13 protein-coding genes are annotated in these 12,737 nt (G+C 54.5%); 8 read left to right on the forward strand and 5 right to left on the reverse strand.

Translation table 11 applies throughout. The features are described 5' to 3' along the window. Nucleotides 1-29: 29 nt before the first annotated feature. Entirely contained in the window at nucleotides 30-443 is a 414-nt protein-coding gene (locus FOY96_RS14045) for a CoA-binding protein (RefSeq protein ID WP_023311036.1), read from the reverse strand. A gap of 173 nt (nucleotides 444-616) precedes the next feature. Between FOY96_RS14045 and csgI the strand changes: the two genes are divergently transcribed. Together csgI and mgsA are read left to right on the forward strand one after the other, a co-directional pair. Beyond that, nucleotides 617-1,279 (forward strand): curli synthesis inhibitor, encoded by a 663-nt coding sequence (gene csgI / locus FOY96_RS14050; protein WP_033145125.1) that lies wholly within the window; start codon nucleotides 617-619, stop codon nucleotides 1,277-1,279. 80 nt (nucleotides 1,280-1,359) lie between these two features. After that, nucleotides 1,360-1,818, forward strand: a complete 459-nt coding sequence (mgsA, locus tag FOY96_RS14055) for a methylglyoxal synthase (RefSeq protein ID WP_033145124.1) — start codon at nucleotides 1,360-1,362, stop codon at nucleotides 1,816-1,818. A 57-nt stretch (nucleotides 1,819-1,875) separates the two neighbouring features. Here the strand turns inward: mgsA and helD are convergent, their stop codons facing one another. After that, nucleotides 1,876-3,930 (reverse strand): DNA helicase IV, encoded by a 2,055-nt coding sequence (gene helD / locus FOY96_RS14060; protein ID WP_143347276.1) that lies wholly within the window; start codon nucleotides 3,928-3,930, stop codon nucleotides 1,876-1,878. A 123-nt stretch (nucleotides 3,931-4,053) separates the two neighbouring features. Here helD and FOY96_RS14065 point away from each other — a divergent pair, with 123 nt between their 5' ends. Together FOY96_RS14065 and yccS are read left to right on the forward strand one after the other, a co-directional pair. Beyond that, nucleotides 4,054-4,500: a YccF domain-containing protein gene (locus FOY96_RS14065; protein WP_023311032.1), complete on the forward strand. Its 447-nt coding sequence runs from the start codon at nucleotides 4,054-4,056 to the stop codon at nucleotides 4,498-4,500. Between the two features lie 19 nt (nucleotides 4,501-4,519). Next, on the forward strand, nucleotides 4,520-6,682 hold the full coding sequence (yccS, locus tag FOY96_RS14070; RefSeq protein ID WP_143347277.1) for a YccS family putative transporter: 2,163 nt from the start codon (nucleotides 4,520-4,522) through the stop codon (nucleotides 6,680-6,682). On the opposite strand, the gene FOY96_RS14075 is transcribed toward yccS, so the two are convergent. After that, complete coding sequence (locus tag FOY96_RS14075) at nucleotides 6,639-7,265, reverse strand: TfoX/Sxy family DNA transformation protein (RefSeq protein WP_033145121.1); 627 nt, start codon at nucleotides 7,263-7,265, stop codon at nucleotides 6,639-6,641. The two genes, yccS and FOY96_RS14075, sit on opposite strands and share 44 nt — an antisense overlap. 217 nt (nucleotides 7,266-7,482) lie before the next feature. On the opposite strand from FOY96_RS14075, the gene sulA reads away from it, so the two are divergent. Then, complete coding sequence (gene sulA, locus FOY96_RS14080; protein ID WP_033145120.1) at nucleotides 7,483-7,992, forward strand: SOS-induced cell division inhibitor SulA; 510 nt, start codon at nucleotides 7,483-7,485, stop codon at nucleotides 7,990-7,992. Nucleotides 7,993-8,346: 354 nt separating this feature from the next. Further along, entirely contained in the window at nucleotides 8,347-9,402 is a 1,056-nt protein-coding gene (ompA, locus tag FOY96_RS14085; protein ID WP_023311028.1) for a porin OmpA, read from the forward strand. A 63-nt stretch (nucleotides 9,403-9,465) separates the two neighbouring features. Here ompA and matP read toward each other — a convergent pair whose 3' ends face one another. Then, nucleotides 9,466-9,918, reverse strand: a complete 453-nt coding sequence (matP, locus tag FOY96_RS14090; protein WP_032658161.1) for a macrodomain Ter protein MatP — start codon at nucleotides 9,916-9,918, stop codon at nucleotides 9,466-9,468. A 186-nt stretch (nucleotides 9,919-10,104) separates the two neighbouring features. Here matP and FOY96_RS14095 point away from each other — a divergent pair, with 186 nt between their 5' ends. Both FOY96_RS14095 and fabA read left to right on the forward strand, forming a co-directional pair. Further along, entirely contained in the window at nucleotides 10,105-11,865 is a 1,761-nt protein-coding gene (locus tag FOY96_RS14095) for an AAA family ATPase (RefSeq protein WP_094934908.1), read from the forward strand. Between the two features lie 68 nt (nucleotides 11,866-11,933). Beyond that, nucleotides 11,934-12,452: a 3-hydroxyacyl-[acyl-carrier-protein] dehydratase FabA gene (fabA, locus tag FOY96_RS14100; RefSeq protein ID WP_008499931.1), complete on the forward strand. Its 519-nt coding sequence runs from the start codon at nucleotides 11,934-11,936 to the stop codon at nucleotides 12,450-12,452. A 71-nt stretch (nucleotides 12,453-12,523) separates the two neighbouring features. On the opposite strand, the gene rmf is transcribed toward fabA, so the two are convergent. Continuing rightward, on the reverse strand, nucleotides 12,524-12,691 hold the full coding sequence (gene rmf, locus FOY96_RS14105; protein WP_013097261.1) for a ribosome modulation factor: 168 nt from the start codon (nucleotides 12,689-12,691) through the stop codon (nucleotides 12,524-12,526). Between the last annotated feature and the right edge of the window lie 46 nt (nucleotides 12,692-12,737).

A 12,737-nucleotide genomic window follows, 5' to 3' on the forward strand; every position in this document is an offset into this window, starting at 1 on the left:
AAAAAAGCCCGATAACGGGCTTTTTTTTATTACTTCGCCAGCCCCAGACGGGGGATGTCGATCGCCGGACAGCGATCCATGACGACCTTCAACCCCGCATCCCGCGCCAGCACGGCGGCCTGCTCGTTAATCACGCCCAGCTGCATCCACAGCGTTTTCGCCCCTACGGCGATAGCGTCCTGCGCCACTTCCCACGCCGCCTCGGAATTACGGAAGACATCGACCATATCGATTTTTTCCGGCACCTCCGCGAGCGTGGCGTAACCCTGCTGGCCCAGCAATGTTTTCCCCGCCACTTTTGGCGAGACCGGGATAACGTGATAGCCCTGATCGAGAAGGTATTTCATCACCCGATAGCTGGGACGATCGGGTTTATCGCTCGCGCCCACCAGCGCAATGGTACGCGTGGATGTCAGAATCTCGGCAATATCGTTCTCTTTCATGGTTTTTCTCCTGGCTTTTTTAAAAGTGTACGCCAAACCGCACATCTCAACCATCCATCCCATACAGATGCATGAGGGCAAAACGGCGAAATATGTCTATATGTTAGTAAACGTGATTATCGAAAAATTTAGATACATTAATGCGGCGACAGGATTTCTGACGGGAGCCTTCTATGAAAACCGGTATTGCCACTGCCCTGATTGCGTTAGTGATGCCGGTCTGCGTTTTTGCTACCACGCTCCGGCTCTCTACCGACATTGATCTTCTTGTACTGGACGGAAAAAAGGTCTCCAGCTCGTTATTGCGCGGTGCAGACAGCATCGAGTTAGATAACGGGCCGCATCAGCTGGTCTTTCGGGTAGAAAAGTCGATCGGTCTGGCTAATCACGAGCAACGGATGTACATCTCCCCGCCGCTGATCGTCAGCTTTAATACCCGGCAAATCAGTCAGGTGAACATCACCCTGCCTCGCCTTGAAACGGAGAAGGAATCTGCGGCCTTCGACGCTTCACCCCGCGTTGAACTGCTGGACGGGAATGCGATGCCGATTCCGGTGAAGCTGGATATTCTGGCGTTAACGACCTCGCCGAAAGGCCCGGATTACGAGGCCGCGACCCAGACCTATAACAAAGCGGGAAAACGCGCATCGCTTCCGCAGTTTGCCACCATGATGGCGGACGACAGTACGCTTTTATCCGGCGTCTCTGAACTGGACGTTATTCCTCCCCAGTCCCAGACCCTGACGGAACAGCGCCTAAAATTCTGGTTCCAGCAGGCCGATCCCGACACGCGGGCCCGTTTTTTACAGTGGGCAAAACAACAACCTTCATCATAAGCCACATTTTTTACGCCTTTCTCTTGCAGCGTCAGACGGTTCCCGTCATCGTGTAGTCAGTTAACCTGATGGATATGATTATGGAACTGACAACACGCACGCTGCCTGAGCGCAAACACATTGCTCTTGTGGCGCACGATCACTGTAAACAAATGCTGCTTAACTGGGTTCGCCGCCATCAGCCTTCGCTGGAAAAGCACGCCCTGTCGGCGACCGGCACAACCGGTAACCTGATCCAGCGCGAAACGGGTCTGCAGGTGAATGCCATGCTGAGCGGTCCGATGGGCGGCGATCAGCAGGTCGGCGCGCAGATTTCCGAAGGGAAAATTGATGTGCTGATCTTCTTCTGGGACCCGCTGAACGCGGTTCCGCACGATCCGGATGTTAAAGCGCTGCTGCGCCTGGCGACGGTGTGGAATATTCCGGTGGCGACAAACCTGTCGACGGCGGATTTCATCATCGAATCGCCGCAGTTTAACTCGCCGGTTGATATCCTTATTCCGGACTATCAGCGTTATCTTTCCGACAGACTGAAGTAGCTTTTTTGCCGGGTGGCGGCTATGCCTTACCCGGCTACAAAATCTTGCCTGACATCGTTATGGCTTACGCGCCACCGGCACATCAATACTCTTCAGGATATCGACAAACACGGATGGCTCCTCTTTATTGAACAGCAGCCACACGCGATGCCGCGCGCGGGTGATGGCCACATACAGCAAACGCCGCTCTTCGGCATCCGGGAAGTCTTCCGGCACCGGCAGCAGGGCCTCTTCCATCACCGACTCGCGGGCCGGGGCCGGGAAACCGTCGCTGCCCTCTTTCAGCCCCACCACAATCACATAGTCAGCCTGCTGCCCTTTGCTGGCGTGAATTGTCATAAATTCAAGCTGCAGTTTCGGCCAGCGGGTGGCGGCTTTTTCCAGCGTCGCGGGCTTAAGGTGATGGTAGCGGGCCAGCACCAGAATACGTTCATCGGGCTTCGCGTAGCCGCTGAGCTTGTCCAGCAGCGGCTCCAGCTGGTCATCCGCAAGCAGGGTGACCGCTTTTTTATCCCCTGGGCGCAGGCTATTGAGCGGCTTGGCCAGCTGATGCGGGTTTTGCTGGATAAAGCGGTTGGCGATCTCACCAATGCGTGAATTGAAGCGGTAGGTGGTGTCCAGATCGCTGCGATCCCCTTCGCCAAAATAGTGGTGGAACGCGGTTGTCAGGGAGAGCTGCGCCCCGCTGAAGCGATAGATGGCCTGCCAGTCGTCCCCCACCGCAAACAGCGACGTATGTTTATTTTGCGCCCGTAGCGCCGAGAGCAGTGCAGCACGCTGCGGAGAGATATCCTGGAACTCATCCACCAGAATGTGTTTCCACGGGCTGACAAAACGTCCCTTCTCAAGAATGATGATGGCCTGATGGATTAAACCGGAGAAATCGACGGCATTTTCCTCTTTCAGCGCGGTTTTCCAGGCTTTCAGCAGCGGAGCCATCAGCTTGACCCGTTTCGAGAACAGATCGCGGATCGCCTCCGGCGCGCTTTCAATCATCTCTGCCTGCGTTCCACCGTGCATTCGCATCAGGCTGACCCAGCGGTCAAGTCGCGAACCCAGCCGACGCGCCAGTTTGTCATCCTGCCAGAAGCTGCCCTCTGGCACCTCCCAGCCGAGCTCCTCCTCCAGCCACTGACGCCACCCTTTCGCCTGCGCCTTTTTCTCACTGCACTGCTGGCGCCACGTTTTGATGAACAGCGCCTGACGCGCCTGCGCGTCGTTTTCCAGCTTACTGATGGAAGGCACTTTTTTACTGCCCTGCTGAATAATATGCAGCGCAAGGGCATGGAAGGTTCTGGCCGTGATATCCCGCGTGTGCAGACGTTCCTGGATACGTTCGTCCATCTCCTGGGCAGCCTTGCGGCCAAAGGCCAGAAGCAGTATTTGATCGGCTACCGCTTCTCCGGTCGTCAGCAGCCAGCCGGCACGCGCCACCAGCACCGACGTTTTACCGCTACCGGCCCCCGCCAGCACCAGCAGCGACTGCTCGCCGTTGACCACCGCGCGCGCCTGGGCCGGATTGAGCGGTGAAGATTCCACCGTACTGAAAAAGTCGGCGTATTGGGTGAGCATGGCGTCCGTCCAGGCCTGATTATGAGCGAGACGGCTTTTATCCTTATCATTCAGCCAGGCCTGACACTGGCGCCAGGCGTCGCGACAGTTGTCAAACTCGTCGAGACGCGTCACGGAGAGCGGCAGCGCCGAGAGTGCCTGTCGGATCTTTTGCTGCAGCCCGGCGGTCTGCTGACGGGTCAGCCACGCGTGCTGTGCGTTGCTCTGCGCGATATCGTCCAGCACCTGCTGCAGCACCTGGGCGGCAATTACGCTCATATCCTGGCTCCACTGCTGCCACAGTGCGTTCAGGTGATGATGAAAACGCTGGGTTTCCGCCCACTCGGTGCCGTGAAGACGCACGACTTTATCGTCAGGCAGAACGAACTCCAGCTCGCCCCACACCAGCCCGCGTTTACAGTGGATAGCCAGAAGCTGATTAAACGGAATAAGGTATTCGTGGCGTTCCCCGGAGACTTTCACCCCGGCATTAAGGAGAACCACCCTATCGTAAGGGTGTTGCGCCAGGCGTTTGCCTAACGACGTTGCTTTCAGTTCCATGTTCCGCCAAATCCACGAAGAGATAATTTACCTGACAGTTTAACTGCCAGTTTTAAGGTGCTCCAGCCTAAAAAAACGTTACAATCATTGGGCGTTAATTTTATCGAAAGGAAGTGAGGGTTTATGCGTACCGTTCTGAATGTGTTGAATTTTGTGCTGGGCGGTTTTGCCACCACCCTTTCCTGGCTTTTTGCCACGCTGGTGAGCATCGTCCTGATTTTCACGCTTCCCCTGACTCGTTCCTGCTGGGAGATCACAAAACTCTCCTTAATCCCCTACGGGAATGAAGCTATCCACGTTGACGAACTCAATCCGGAGAGCAAAAACGCCCTGATGAATACGGGCGGAACCCTGCTGAACATACTGTGGCTGATTTTCTTCGGCTGGTGGCTGTGCATCATGCATATTTTTGCCGGTATTGCACAGTGCATCACGATTATTGGTATTCCGGTGGGGATAGCGAACTTTAAGATCGCCGCTATCGCCCTTTGGCCCGTCGGTCGCAGGGTTGTTCCGGTAGAAGTGGCCCAGGCGGCGCGTGAAGCAAACGCGCGTCGTCGTTTTCAGTAAATAAGGACCGGCCGCGTTTATGCTAAGCCCATTGCTTCGCCGTTATACCTGGAACAGCACCTGGCTATACAACGTCAGGATATTTATCGCCCTTTGCGGCACGGTTGCACTGCCCTGGTGGCTGAATGATGTCAAGCTCACCATTCCGCTTACGCTGGGAGTGGTGGCCGGGGCGCTGGCGGACCTGGACGATCGTCTGGCCGGACGTTTACGTAACCTGGTCATTACACTCGTCTGCTTTTTCATTGCGTCAGCGTCCGTTGAGCTGCTTTTCCCGTGGCCCTGGCTGTTTGCCTTGGGCCTTACGCTCTCAACCAGCGGGTTTATTTTGCTGGGCGGCCTCGGGCAGCGCTATGCCACCATCGCGTTTGGTGCATTGCTGATCGCTATCTACACCATGCTGGGCGTTTCCCTCTATGACCAATGGTACCAGCAGCCGGTTCTCCTGCTGCTGGGCGCCATCTGGTATAACCTGCTGACGCTAACCGGTCATCTGATCTTCCCGGTTCGCCCGCTGCAGGATAACCTTGCCCGCAGCTTTGAGCAGTTAGCCCACTATCTGGAACTGAAATCCCGGCTGTTCGACCCGGATATCGAGGAAGAAAGCCAGGCTCCGCTCTACGATCTGGCGCTGGCAAACGGCCAGCTGGTCGCCACCCTTAACCAGACAAAAGCCTCTCTGCTTACCCGTCTTCGCGGCGATCGCGGTCAGCGCGGAACGCGAAGGACCTTACACTACTATTTTGCCGCCCAGGACATTCACGAACGCGCCAGCTCCTCGCACGTTCAATACGCGGCCCTGCGCGAGAAGTTCCGCTACAGCGACGTAATGTTCCGCTTCCAGCGCCTGCTGTCCATGCAGTCTCAGGCGTGTCAGCAGCTCTCGCGCTCTATTCTGCTGCGCACGCCCTATCAGCATGACCCCCGCTTTGAACGCGTATTCAGCCATCTTGATGCGGCGCTCGACCGCGTTCAGGCCAGCGGAACGTCACCGGAGCACATCAAAGCGCTGGGCTTTCTGCTGAACAACCTGCGGGCGATTGATGCTCAGCTGGCGACCATTGAGTCCGAACAGGCGATGGCGCTGCCGGGCAGTGAGGTGGAAAATCAGCTTGCTGATGACAGCTTGCACAGCGTTAGCGATATGTGGCTGCGTCTGAGCCGTAACTTTACGCCGGAGTCGGCACTCTTTCGCCACGCGGTGAGAATGTCGCTGGTGCTGTGCGTGGGGTATGCCTTTATCCAGATAACCGGGCTGCACCACGGCTACTGGATCCTGCTGACCAGCCTGTTCGTCTGCCAGCCGAACTATAACGCCACCCGACACCGTCTTGCGCTGCGTATTATCGGCACGCTGGTCGGCGTCGCGATCGGCCTTCCGGTACTCTATTTCGTGCCCTCCGTTGAAGGTCAACTGATTCTGATTGTGATCACCGGCGTGCTGTTCTTCGCGTTTCGCAACGTGCAGTACGCCCACGCCACCATGTTCATCACGCTGCTGGTGCTGCTCTGCTTTAACCTGCTGGGTGAAGGGTTTGAAGTTGCCCTGCCCCGCGTGATCGATACCCTGATTGGCTGTGCGATTGCCTGGGCTGCGGTCAGCTTTATCTGGCCGGACTGGCGTTTCCGCAATTTGCCGCGCGTGGTAGACAGGGCAATGAACGCCAACTGTCGATACCTTGACGCAATCCTGGAGCAGTACCACCAGGGGCGCGATAACCGCCTGGCTTACCGGATAGCCCGTCGCGACGCGCACAACAGTGATGCAGAACTGGCCTCCGTTGTCTCTAACATGTCAACGGAGCCTCGCGCCACGGCGGAGATTCGTGAGACTGCGTTCCGCCTGCTCTGTCTGAACCATACGTTCACCAGCTATATTTCGACGCTGGGTGCCCACCGTGAGAAACTCACCAACCCGGGCATTCTCAACCTGCTCGATGACGCCGTCTGCTACGTTGATGACGCACTTCATCACCGACCGGCCGATGAGCCGCGCGTTCAACAGGCGCTGGATGAACTGGCTCAACGCATTGCGCATCTTGACCCAGAAAACGACAGCAAAGCGCCGCTGGTGCTTCAGCAAATAGGCCTGCTTATCGCTCTGCTGCCTGAAATTTGCCGGCTGCAACAGCAAATCGCTACCTGGAGGAGTGATTCTCCTGTGGCTCAGGCAGCGCATTAAACCACTCCGTCAGCTCCCGGCGAATGCCTGCCGGGAGTGCCGCCTCATGCAGCCCCTCGATAGCCCCTTCCAGTGCGAAGAGAACCTTAATACCGAGCGCTTTGTTTTTTGCCCGCATCTTCAGCCAGCTCGCTCTGGCACCCAGCGCCCGCAGCGTTTCCTCATTGGTAATGCCAGCTTCAAAGAGCAAGACTTCAAGCTGAAAGGTCAGGTTTGGCAGATCCTTGAGTCGGTTTCGTTGATGGCGCTGATAGCGCTCTTTTCTTGCCGCACTGAGCGCAAACGAGGAGAGCTGAAGCAGCCGTTCCCTGTCCTGCCATAATCCGTCATCCACACGATAATAGTTGAGCAGCACCGGGCGGCCTCGCTTCATCAACGTCAAAAAAGAGGAGGCATTTTTTACACAGTATTTCGCACTCTCCTCACAGGCGCGGAGATAAAGCTCTCCGTCTGACACCATGGCAAAAACCGCATCATCCACCGCCAGGGTATAGCCTCCAAACAGTGCGCGATGATGAATCTCGCCCAACGGGGAGAGGTATTCCTGGGATTTATAAATCCGTTCATAAGATATCTTTTTCATGATATTTCCCTTCAAAATCATAAAGTAACAACGAAATTTCTTACTAGCGGATCCGTTAGCAGGAAAATAGGCAACTTATTGCCGATGAGCAAGATGATTTTTCGAGGGACATCAACATTGAATGAATTTTGCGAGTCGCTTTCCGAAAATGAGGTTGATCTTTATGCATACAGGGGTTACTGTATATCCATACAGTAACTACAGGGCTGGAATGAATATGCACACTTCAGGCTATGCAAATCGCTCAACCTCTCTCTCTTCTACCGCAGGCAATGTCGCGCAGAATTCCGTCGAGCGTGTTTCCACGGGGCTTATCAGTGAAGTGGTTTATCGTGAAGACCAGCCCCTGTTGACGCAACTTCTGTTGTTGCCGTTATTACAACAGCTTGGTCAGCAATCGCGCTGGCAGCTTTGGCTCACGCCTCAGCAAAAACTGAGCCGTGAGTGGGTTCAGTCCGCAGGCCTTCCGCTTACTAAGGTCATGCAAATTAATCAGCTCCCGCCGTGCGACACCGTTGAGTCGATGATCCGCGCGTTACGCACCGGAAATTACAGCGTGGTGATTGGATGGTTACCGGAAGAATTGACGGAAGAGGAACATTTCCGTCTGACTGAAGCAGCCGAAGAAGGGAATGCGATCGGGTTCATTATGCGTCCGGTTCGATCGGATTCTTACCGCAGAGGACAACTTTCTGGGCTAAAAATTCACTCAAATTTGTATCATTGAGTGAAATTAAGATTTTTCCTGGAATTTTTTTTGACCACAAGATGGCATTAAAGTTCCCGGCCTGAAAATTGCGGCAAGGCTTGTCTGGTGCGGTTCTCCTTAATTTTATTGCACAAAATTCGTTCGAAAAATGTTAAATAATCGGTATACGGAACTTTTTTTTTCATATGCCTGACGGACTTCACACTTGTAAGTTTTCAGCTACGTTGTAGACTTTACATCGCCAGGGGTGCTCGGCCTAAGCCGAAGATATCGGTAGATTTATATTTGACCACGCCCCCCGGTGAAGGATTTAACCGTGATTCTCTCCTGAGACTTTCATGGCGAATTTTGGATGATAACGAGGCGCAAAAAATGAAAAAGACAGCTATCGCGATTGCAGTGGCACTGGCTGGCTTCGCTACCGTAGCGCAGGCCGCTCCGAAAGATAATACCTGGTATGCAGGTGGTAAACTGGGCTGGTCTCAGTTCCACGACACTGGCTGGTACAACAGCAGCCTGAACAATGATGGCCCAACTCACGAGAGCCAGCTTGGTGCAGGTGCGTTCGGTGGCTATCAGGTTAACCCGTATGTTGGTTTTGAAATGGGTTACGACTGGTTAGGTCGTATGCCATACAAAGGCGACACCATTAACGGCGCTTTCAAAGCACAGGGCGTTCAGCTGACCGCTAAACTGGGCTACCCAATCACTGACGATCTGGACGTGTACACCCGTCTGGGCGGCATGGTATGGCGCGCAGATTCCAGCAACAACATCTCTGGTGACAACCATGACACCGGTGTTTCCCCAGTATTCGCTGGTGGCGTTGAGTGGGCTATGACCCGTGACATCGCTACCCGTCTGGAATACCAGTGGGTTAACAACATCGGCGACGGCAACACCGTTGGTGTTCGTCCAGACAACGGCATGCTGAGCGTAGGTGTTTCCTACCGTTTCGGCCAGCAGGAAGAAGCAGCTCCAGTTGTTGCTCCAGCGCCGGCTCCAGCTCCAGAAGTACAGACCAAGCACTTCACTCTGAAGTCTGACGTTCTGTTCAACTTCAACAAAGCGACTCTGAAACCAGAAGGCCAGCAGGCACTGGATCAGCTGTACACCCAGCTGAGCAACCTGGATCCTAAAGACGGTTCCGTAGTGGTTCTGGGCTTCACCGACCGTATCGGTTCTGACGCTTACAACCAGAAACTGTCTGAGAAACGTGCTCAGTCTGTTGTTGATTACCTGATCTCTAAAGGTATCCCAGCTAACAAGATCTCCCCACGTGGTATGGGCGAATCTAACCCAGTTACTGGCAACACCTGTGACAACGTGAAAGCTCGCGCTGCACTGATCGACTGCCTGGCTCCAGATCGTCGCGTAGAGATCGAAGTTAAAGGCATCAAAGACGTTGTAACTCAGCCAGCGGCATAAGTTATCGTCTTATAAAAAAACCCCGCCATGCGGGGTTTTTTATTGTCTGAAGAAAAGAAAAATCTATTTTTTACCCAACAGAGCCTGAAGGTCGTTCTTCAGCGTCGACATCTGGTTGGCGTACTTCTCTTTATGTTCGGCATCCTCAATCAGCTGCACGATGGTTTCCGACAGCGTTTTGCCCCGTCGTTGTGCCAGCCCAGCCAGGCGTTGCCAGACAACGAACTCCAGGTCGATTGATTTTTTGCGAGTGTGCTGATGCTCAGCATTAAAATGCCGTTTGCGTCGCGCGCGGATAGTTTGCTTCATCCGGTTTAACAACGCGGGATTGATGTGTTTCTCGATCCAGCCGTTAACCTGTACCGGTTCATTTTCGAGGGTCAGCAAAATATCCACGGCTTCTTGCGCAGCGCTGGCTTCGACGTAGCAGGTGATCAGCTCCCCTTCACGGTGCTTTTTGACCAGGTACTTCCATTTCCAGCCGCTTTCGAGATTTTCCAGTTGTTGATATTTCATTGCGATCTCAGTGTTACCACGTAACTCTGTTCAGAATATCAGTTTTTTAGCAATCTGCTGAAAAGAAATCATATCCTGTGAGTGAATGCAGCCAATCGCCCTGTCGAAATCCCCAATCCTGCTTGGGTACAGCCCCCCGCTTACGGTATACTCCACGCTTTTACATCTGACTAAAAAACATCAACTTTGACCATTACGAAACTTGCATGGCGTGACCTTGTTCCGGATACCGAAAGTTACCAGGAACTGTTTGCACAGCCCGAACTCGCAAAAGAACACGAATTCATCCTTAGCGATACGCAGCCTCGTTTGCATTATGCGCTGGAGCAGGTGTTAAGCCCATGGGCAACAGCGCCCTTCATGCTGCTCAAGGCCCCGGAAGAAGCGGAATACCTGACGCTGCTCGGTGATGCCGTGCGCCAGCTGAAGCCGGAAGCGAACGCAGTTTTTGGCGGCCAGTATCGTATTGCGGGACATGATGTCACTTTCGAACCAACGGCGCAGGCCGATGGCCGTTTTGCCGCTAAGGGCGAAGTGATTACCGCTAACTGGGTCGAGGCGGAACAACTCTTTGGTTGTCTGCGCCAGTTTAACGGCGAACTTTCGCTGCAGCCGGGGCTGGTTCATCGCGCAAATGGCGGTGTTCTCATCATCTCACTGCGTACCCTGCTCTCGCAGCCGCTGCTGTGGATGCGTCTGAAAACTATCGTCAACCAGAAGCGTTTCGACTGGGTCGGCTACGATGAGTCTCGTCCTCTGCCTGTCTCTGTTCCGTCTATGCCGCTGTCGCTGACCGTCGTGCTGACGGGCGACCGCGAATCGCTGGCGGACTTCCAGGAAATGGAGCCGGAACTGGCTGAGCAGGCGGTGTATAGCGAATACGAAGACAATATCCAGATTGCCGATGCCGACGATATGGCGCAGTGGTGCCAGTGGGTGATGGCCGTTGCTGAGCGTTTTGCGCTGCCAACCCCTGCGGCTGACGCGTGGCCGGGCTTAATCCGCGAAGCGGTACGCTACACCGGTGACCAGGAAACGCTGCCGCTTTGCCCGCTCTGGATCGGCAAACAGCTGCGTGAAGTGGGTGTGATTAGCGGTAACGGGGCGTTCAGCGGAGAACAGCTCACTCAGATGCTGGCTCAGCGTGAGTGGCGAGAAGGCTATCTTGCCGACCGTATGCAGGATGAAATTCTGCTGGAACAAATTCTGGTGGAAACCGAAGGCGAACGCGTCGGGCAGATCAACGCCCTGTCGGTGATTGAATTTCCTGGCCATCCGCGCGCATTCGGGGAGCCGTCCCGTATCAGCTGCGTTGTGCACATTGGCGATGGCGAGTTCACCGATATTGAACGAAAAGCCGAGCTGGGCGGCAACATTCACGCGAAAGGCATGATGATCATGCAGGCGTTTTTGATGTCAGAGCTGCAGCTTGAGCAACAGATCCCCTTCTCCGCCTCGCTGACGTTTGAGCAGTCCTACAGCGAAGTGGATGGCGATAGCGCCTCTATGGCCGAGCTGTGCGCCTTAATCAGCGCCCTGGCGGAAGTGCCCATCAATCAGAACATCGCGATCACCGGTTCGGTGGACCAGTTCGGTCGTGCACAGCCAGTGGGAGGCCTCAACGAAAAAATTGAAGGCTTCTTCTCTATCTGTCAGCAGCGCGGTTTAAACGGCAAACAGGGTGTGATTATTCCTGCTCCCAACGCACGCCATTTGAGCCTCAGCCAGGATATTCTGGATGCGGTTGAGCAAGAGCAATTCACCATCTGGGCCATCGAAGGGATTGAGGATGCGCTACCCTTACTGACAAATCTGGTTTGGGATGGCGAAGGGCAAACCACCCTGATGCAGACTATCCAGGAGCGCATAGCTCAGGCGACACAGCAGGATTCTCGTCATCGTTATCCATGGCCGTTACGCTGGCTGGGCTGGTTTAGTTCGAACTGATCGGACTTGTTCAGCGTACACGTGTTAGCTATCCTGCGTCCTTCACTAAAATAAGGCTTACTGAGAACATGGTAGATAAACGCGAATCCTATACAAAAGAAGATCTTCTTGCCTCTGGTCGCGGTGAACTGTTTGGCGCTAAAGGCCCACAGTTACCGGCCCCGAACATGCTGATGATGGACCGTGTCGTGAAAATGACCGAAACCGGCGGCAACTTCGATAAGGGTTACGTAGAAGCAGAACTCGATATCAACCCGGACCTGTGGTTCTTCGGTTGCCACTTTATTGGCGATCCGGTAATGCCTGGCTGTCTGGGCCTGGATGCCATGTGGCAGCTAGTTGGCTTCTATCTGGGCTGGCTGGGCGGCGAAGGTAAAGGCCGCGCGCTGGGCGTGGGCGAAGTAAAATTCACTGGCCAGGTTCTGCCTACGGCGAAGAAAGTGACCTATCGTATTCACTTCAAGCGCATCGTTAACCGCCGCCTGATTATGGGCCTGGCAGATGGCGAAGTGCTGGTCGACGGTCGCCTGATCTATAGCGCAAGCGACCTGAAAGTTGGCCTGTTCCAGGATACTTCAGCTTTCTGATCGTGCTTTTGGCACCCCCAAAAAGGCGAAACCTCCGCATTGCGGAGGTTTCTTTTTTGAAAGAGACGTTATCAGGCTATGAGTGCCCTGTCGCCGATGGCTTCTCGCCAGCCTCCAAGCCATTGTGACCTTTGATTTATCGTCTGATAAGGACACATTTCTTTAGAACGTCCAGCGATGCCGGCCTGATAACCACGTTGATGAGCCCGTTCCAGGCGATCTCGTTTCTGTCTCTTCATGCCTCGTTTCCCTCATTCTTTTGTCTGGTGGAAAGAAAACAGTGTC

Origin of the sequence: Enterobacter asburiae (assembly GCF_007035645.1) — a bacterium.
Taxonomy (GTDB): Bacteria; Pseudomonadota; Gammaproteobacteria; order Enterobacterales; family Enterobacteriaceae; genus Enterobacter; species Enterobacter asburiae_B.

Bases quoted from the DNA above. Each gene is read 5' to 3' on its own strand.
- csgI (WP_033145125.1), top strand. From the start codon at position 617: ATGAAAACCGGTATTGCCACTGCCCTGATTGCGTTAGTGATGCCGGTC.
- fabA (WP_008499931.1), top strand. From the start codon at position 11,934: ATGGTAGATAAACGCGAATCCTATACAAAAGAAGATCTTCTTGCCTCT.
- sulA (WP_033145120.1), top strand. From the start codon at position 7,483: ATGCACACTTCAGGCTATGCAAATCGCTCAACCTCTCTCTCTTCTACC.
- ompA (WP_023311028.1), top strand. From the start codon at position 8,347: ATGAAAAAGACAGCTATCGCGATTGCAGTGGCACTGGCTGGCTTCGCT.
- mgsA (WP_033145124.1), top strand. From the start codon at position 1,360: ATGGAACTGACAACACGCACGCTGCCTGAGCGCAAACACATTGCTCTT.
- FOY96_RS14045 (WP_023311036.1), bottom strand. From the start codon at position 443: ATGAAAGAGAACGATATTGCCGAGATTCTGACATCCACGCGTACCATT.
- matP (WP_032658161.1), bottom strand. From the start codon at position 9,918: ATGAAATATCAACAACTGGAAAATCTCGAAAGCGGCTGGAAATGGAAG.
- FOY96_RS14075 (WP_033145121.1), bottom strand. From the start codon at position 7,265: ATGAAAAAGATATCTTATGAACGGATTTATAAATCCCAGGAATACCTC.
- helD (WP_143347276.1), bottom strand. From the start codon at position 3,930: ATGGAACTGAAAGCAACGTCGTTAGGCAAACGCCTGGCGCAACACCCT.
- FOY96_RS14065 (WP_023311032.1), top strand. From the start codon at position 4,054: ATGCGTACCGTTCTGAATGTGTTGAATTTTGTGCTGGGCGGTTTTGCC.
- rmf (WP_013097261.1), bottom strand. From the start codon at position 12,691: ATGAAGAGACAGAAACGAGATCGCCTGGAACGGGCTCATCAACGTGGT.
- yccS (WP_143347277.1), top strand. From the start codon at position 4,520: ATGCTAAGCCCATTGCTTCGCCGTTATACCTGGAACAGCACCTGGCTA.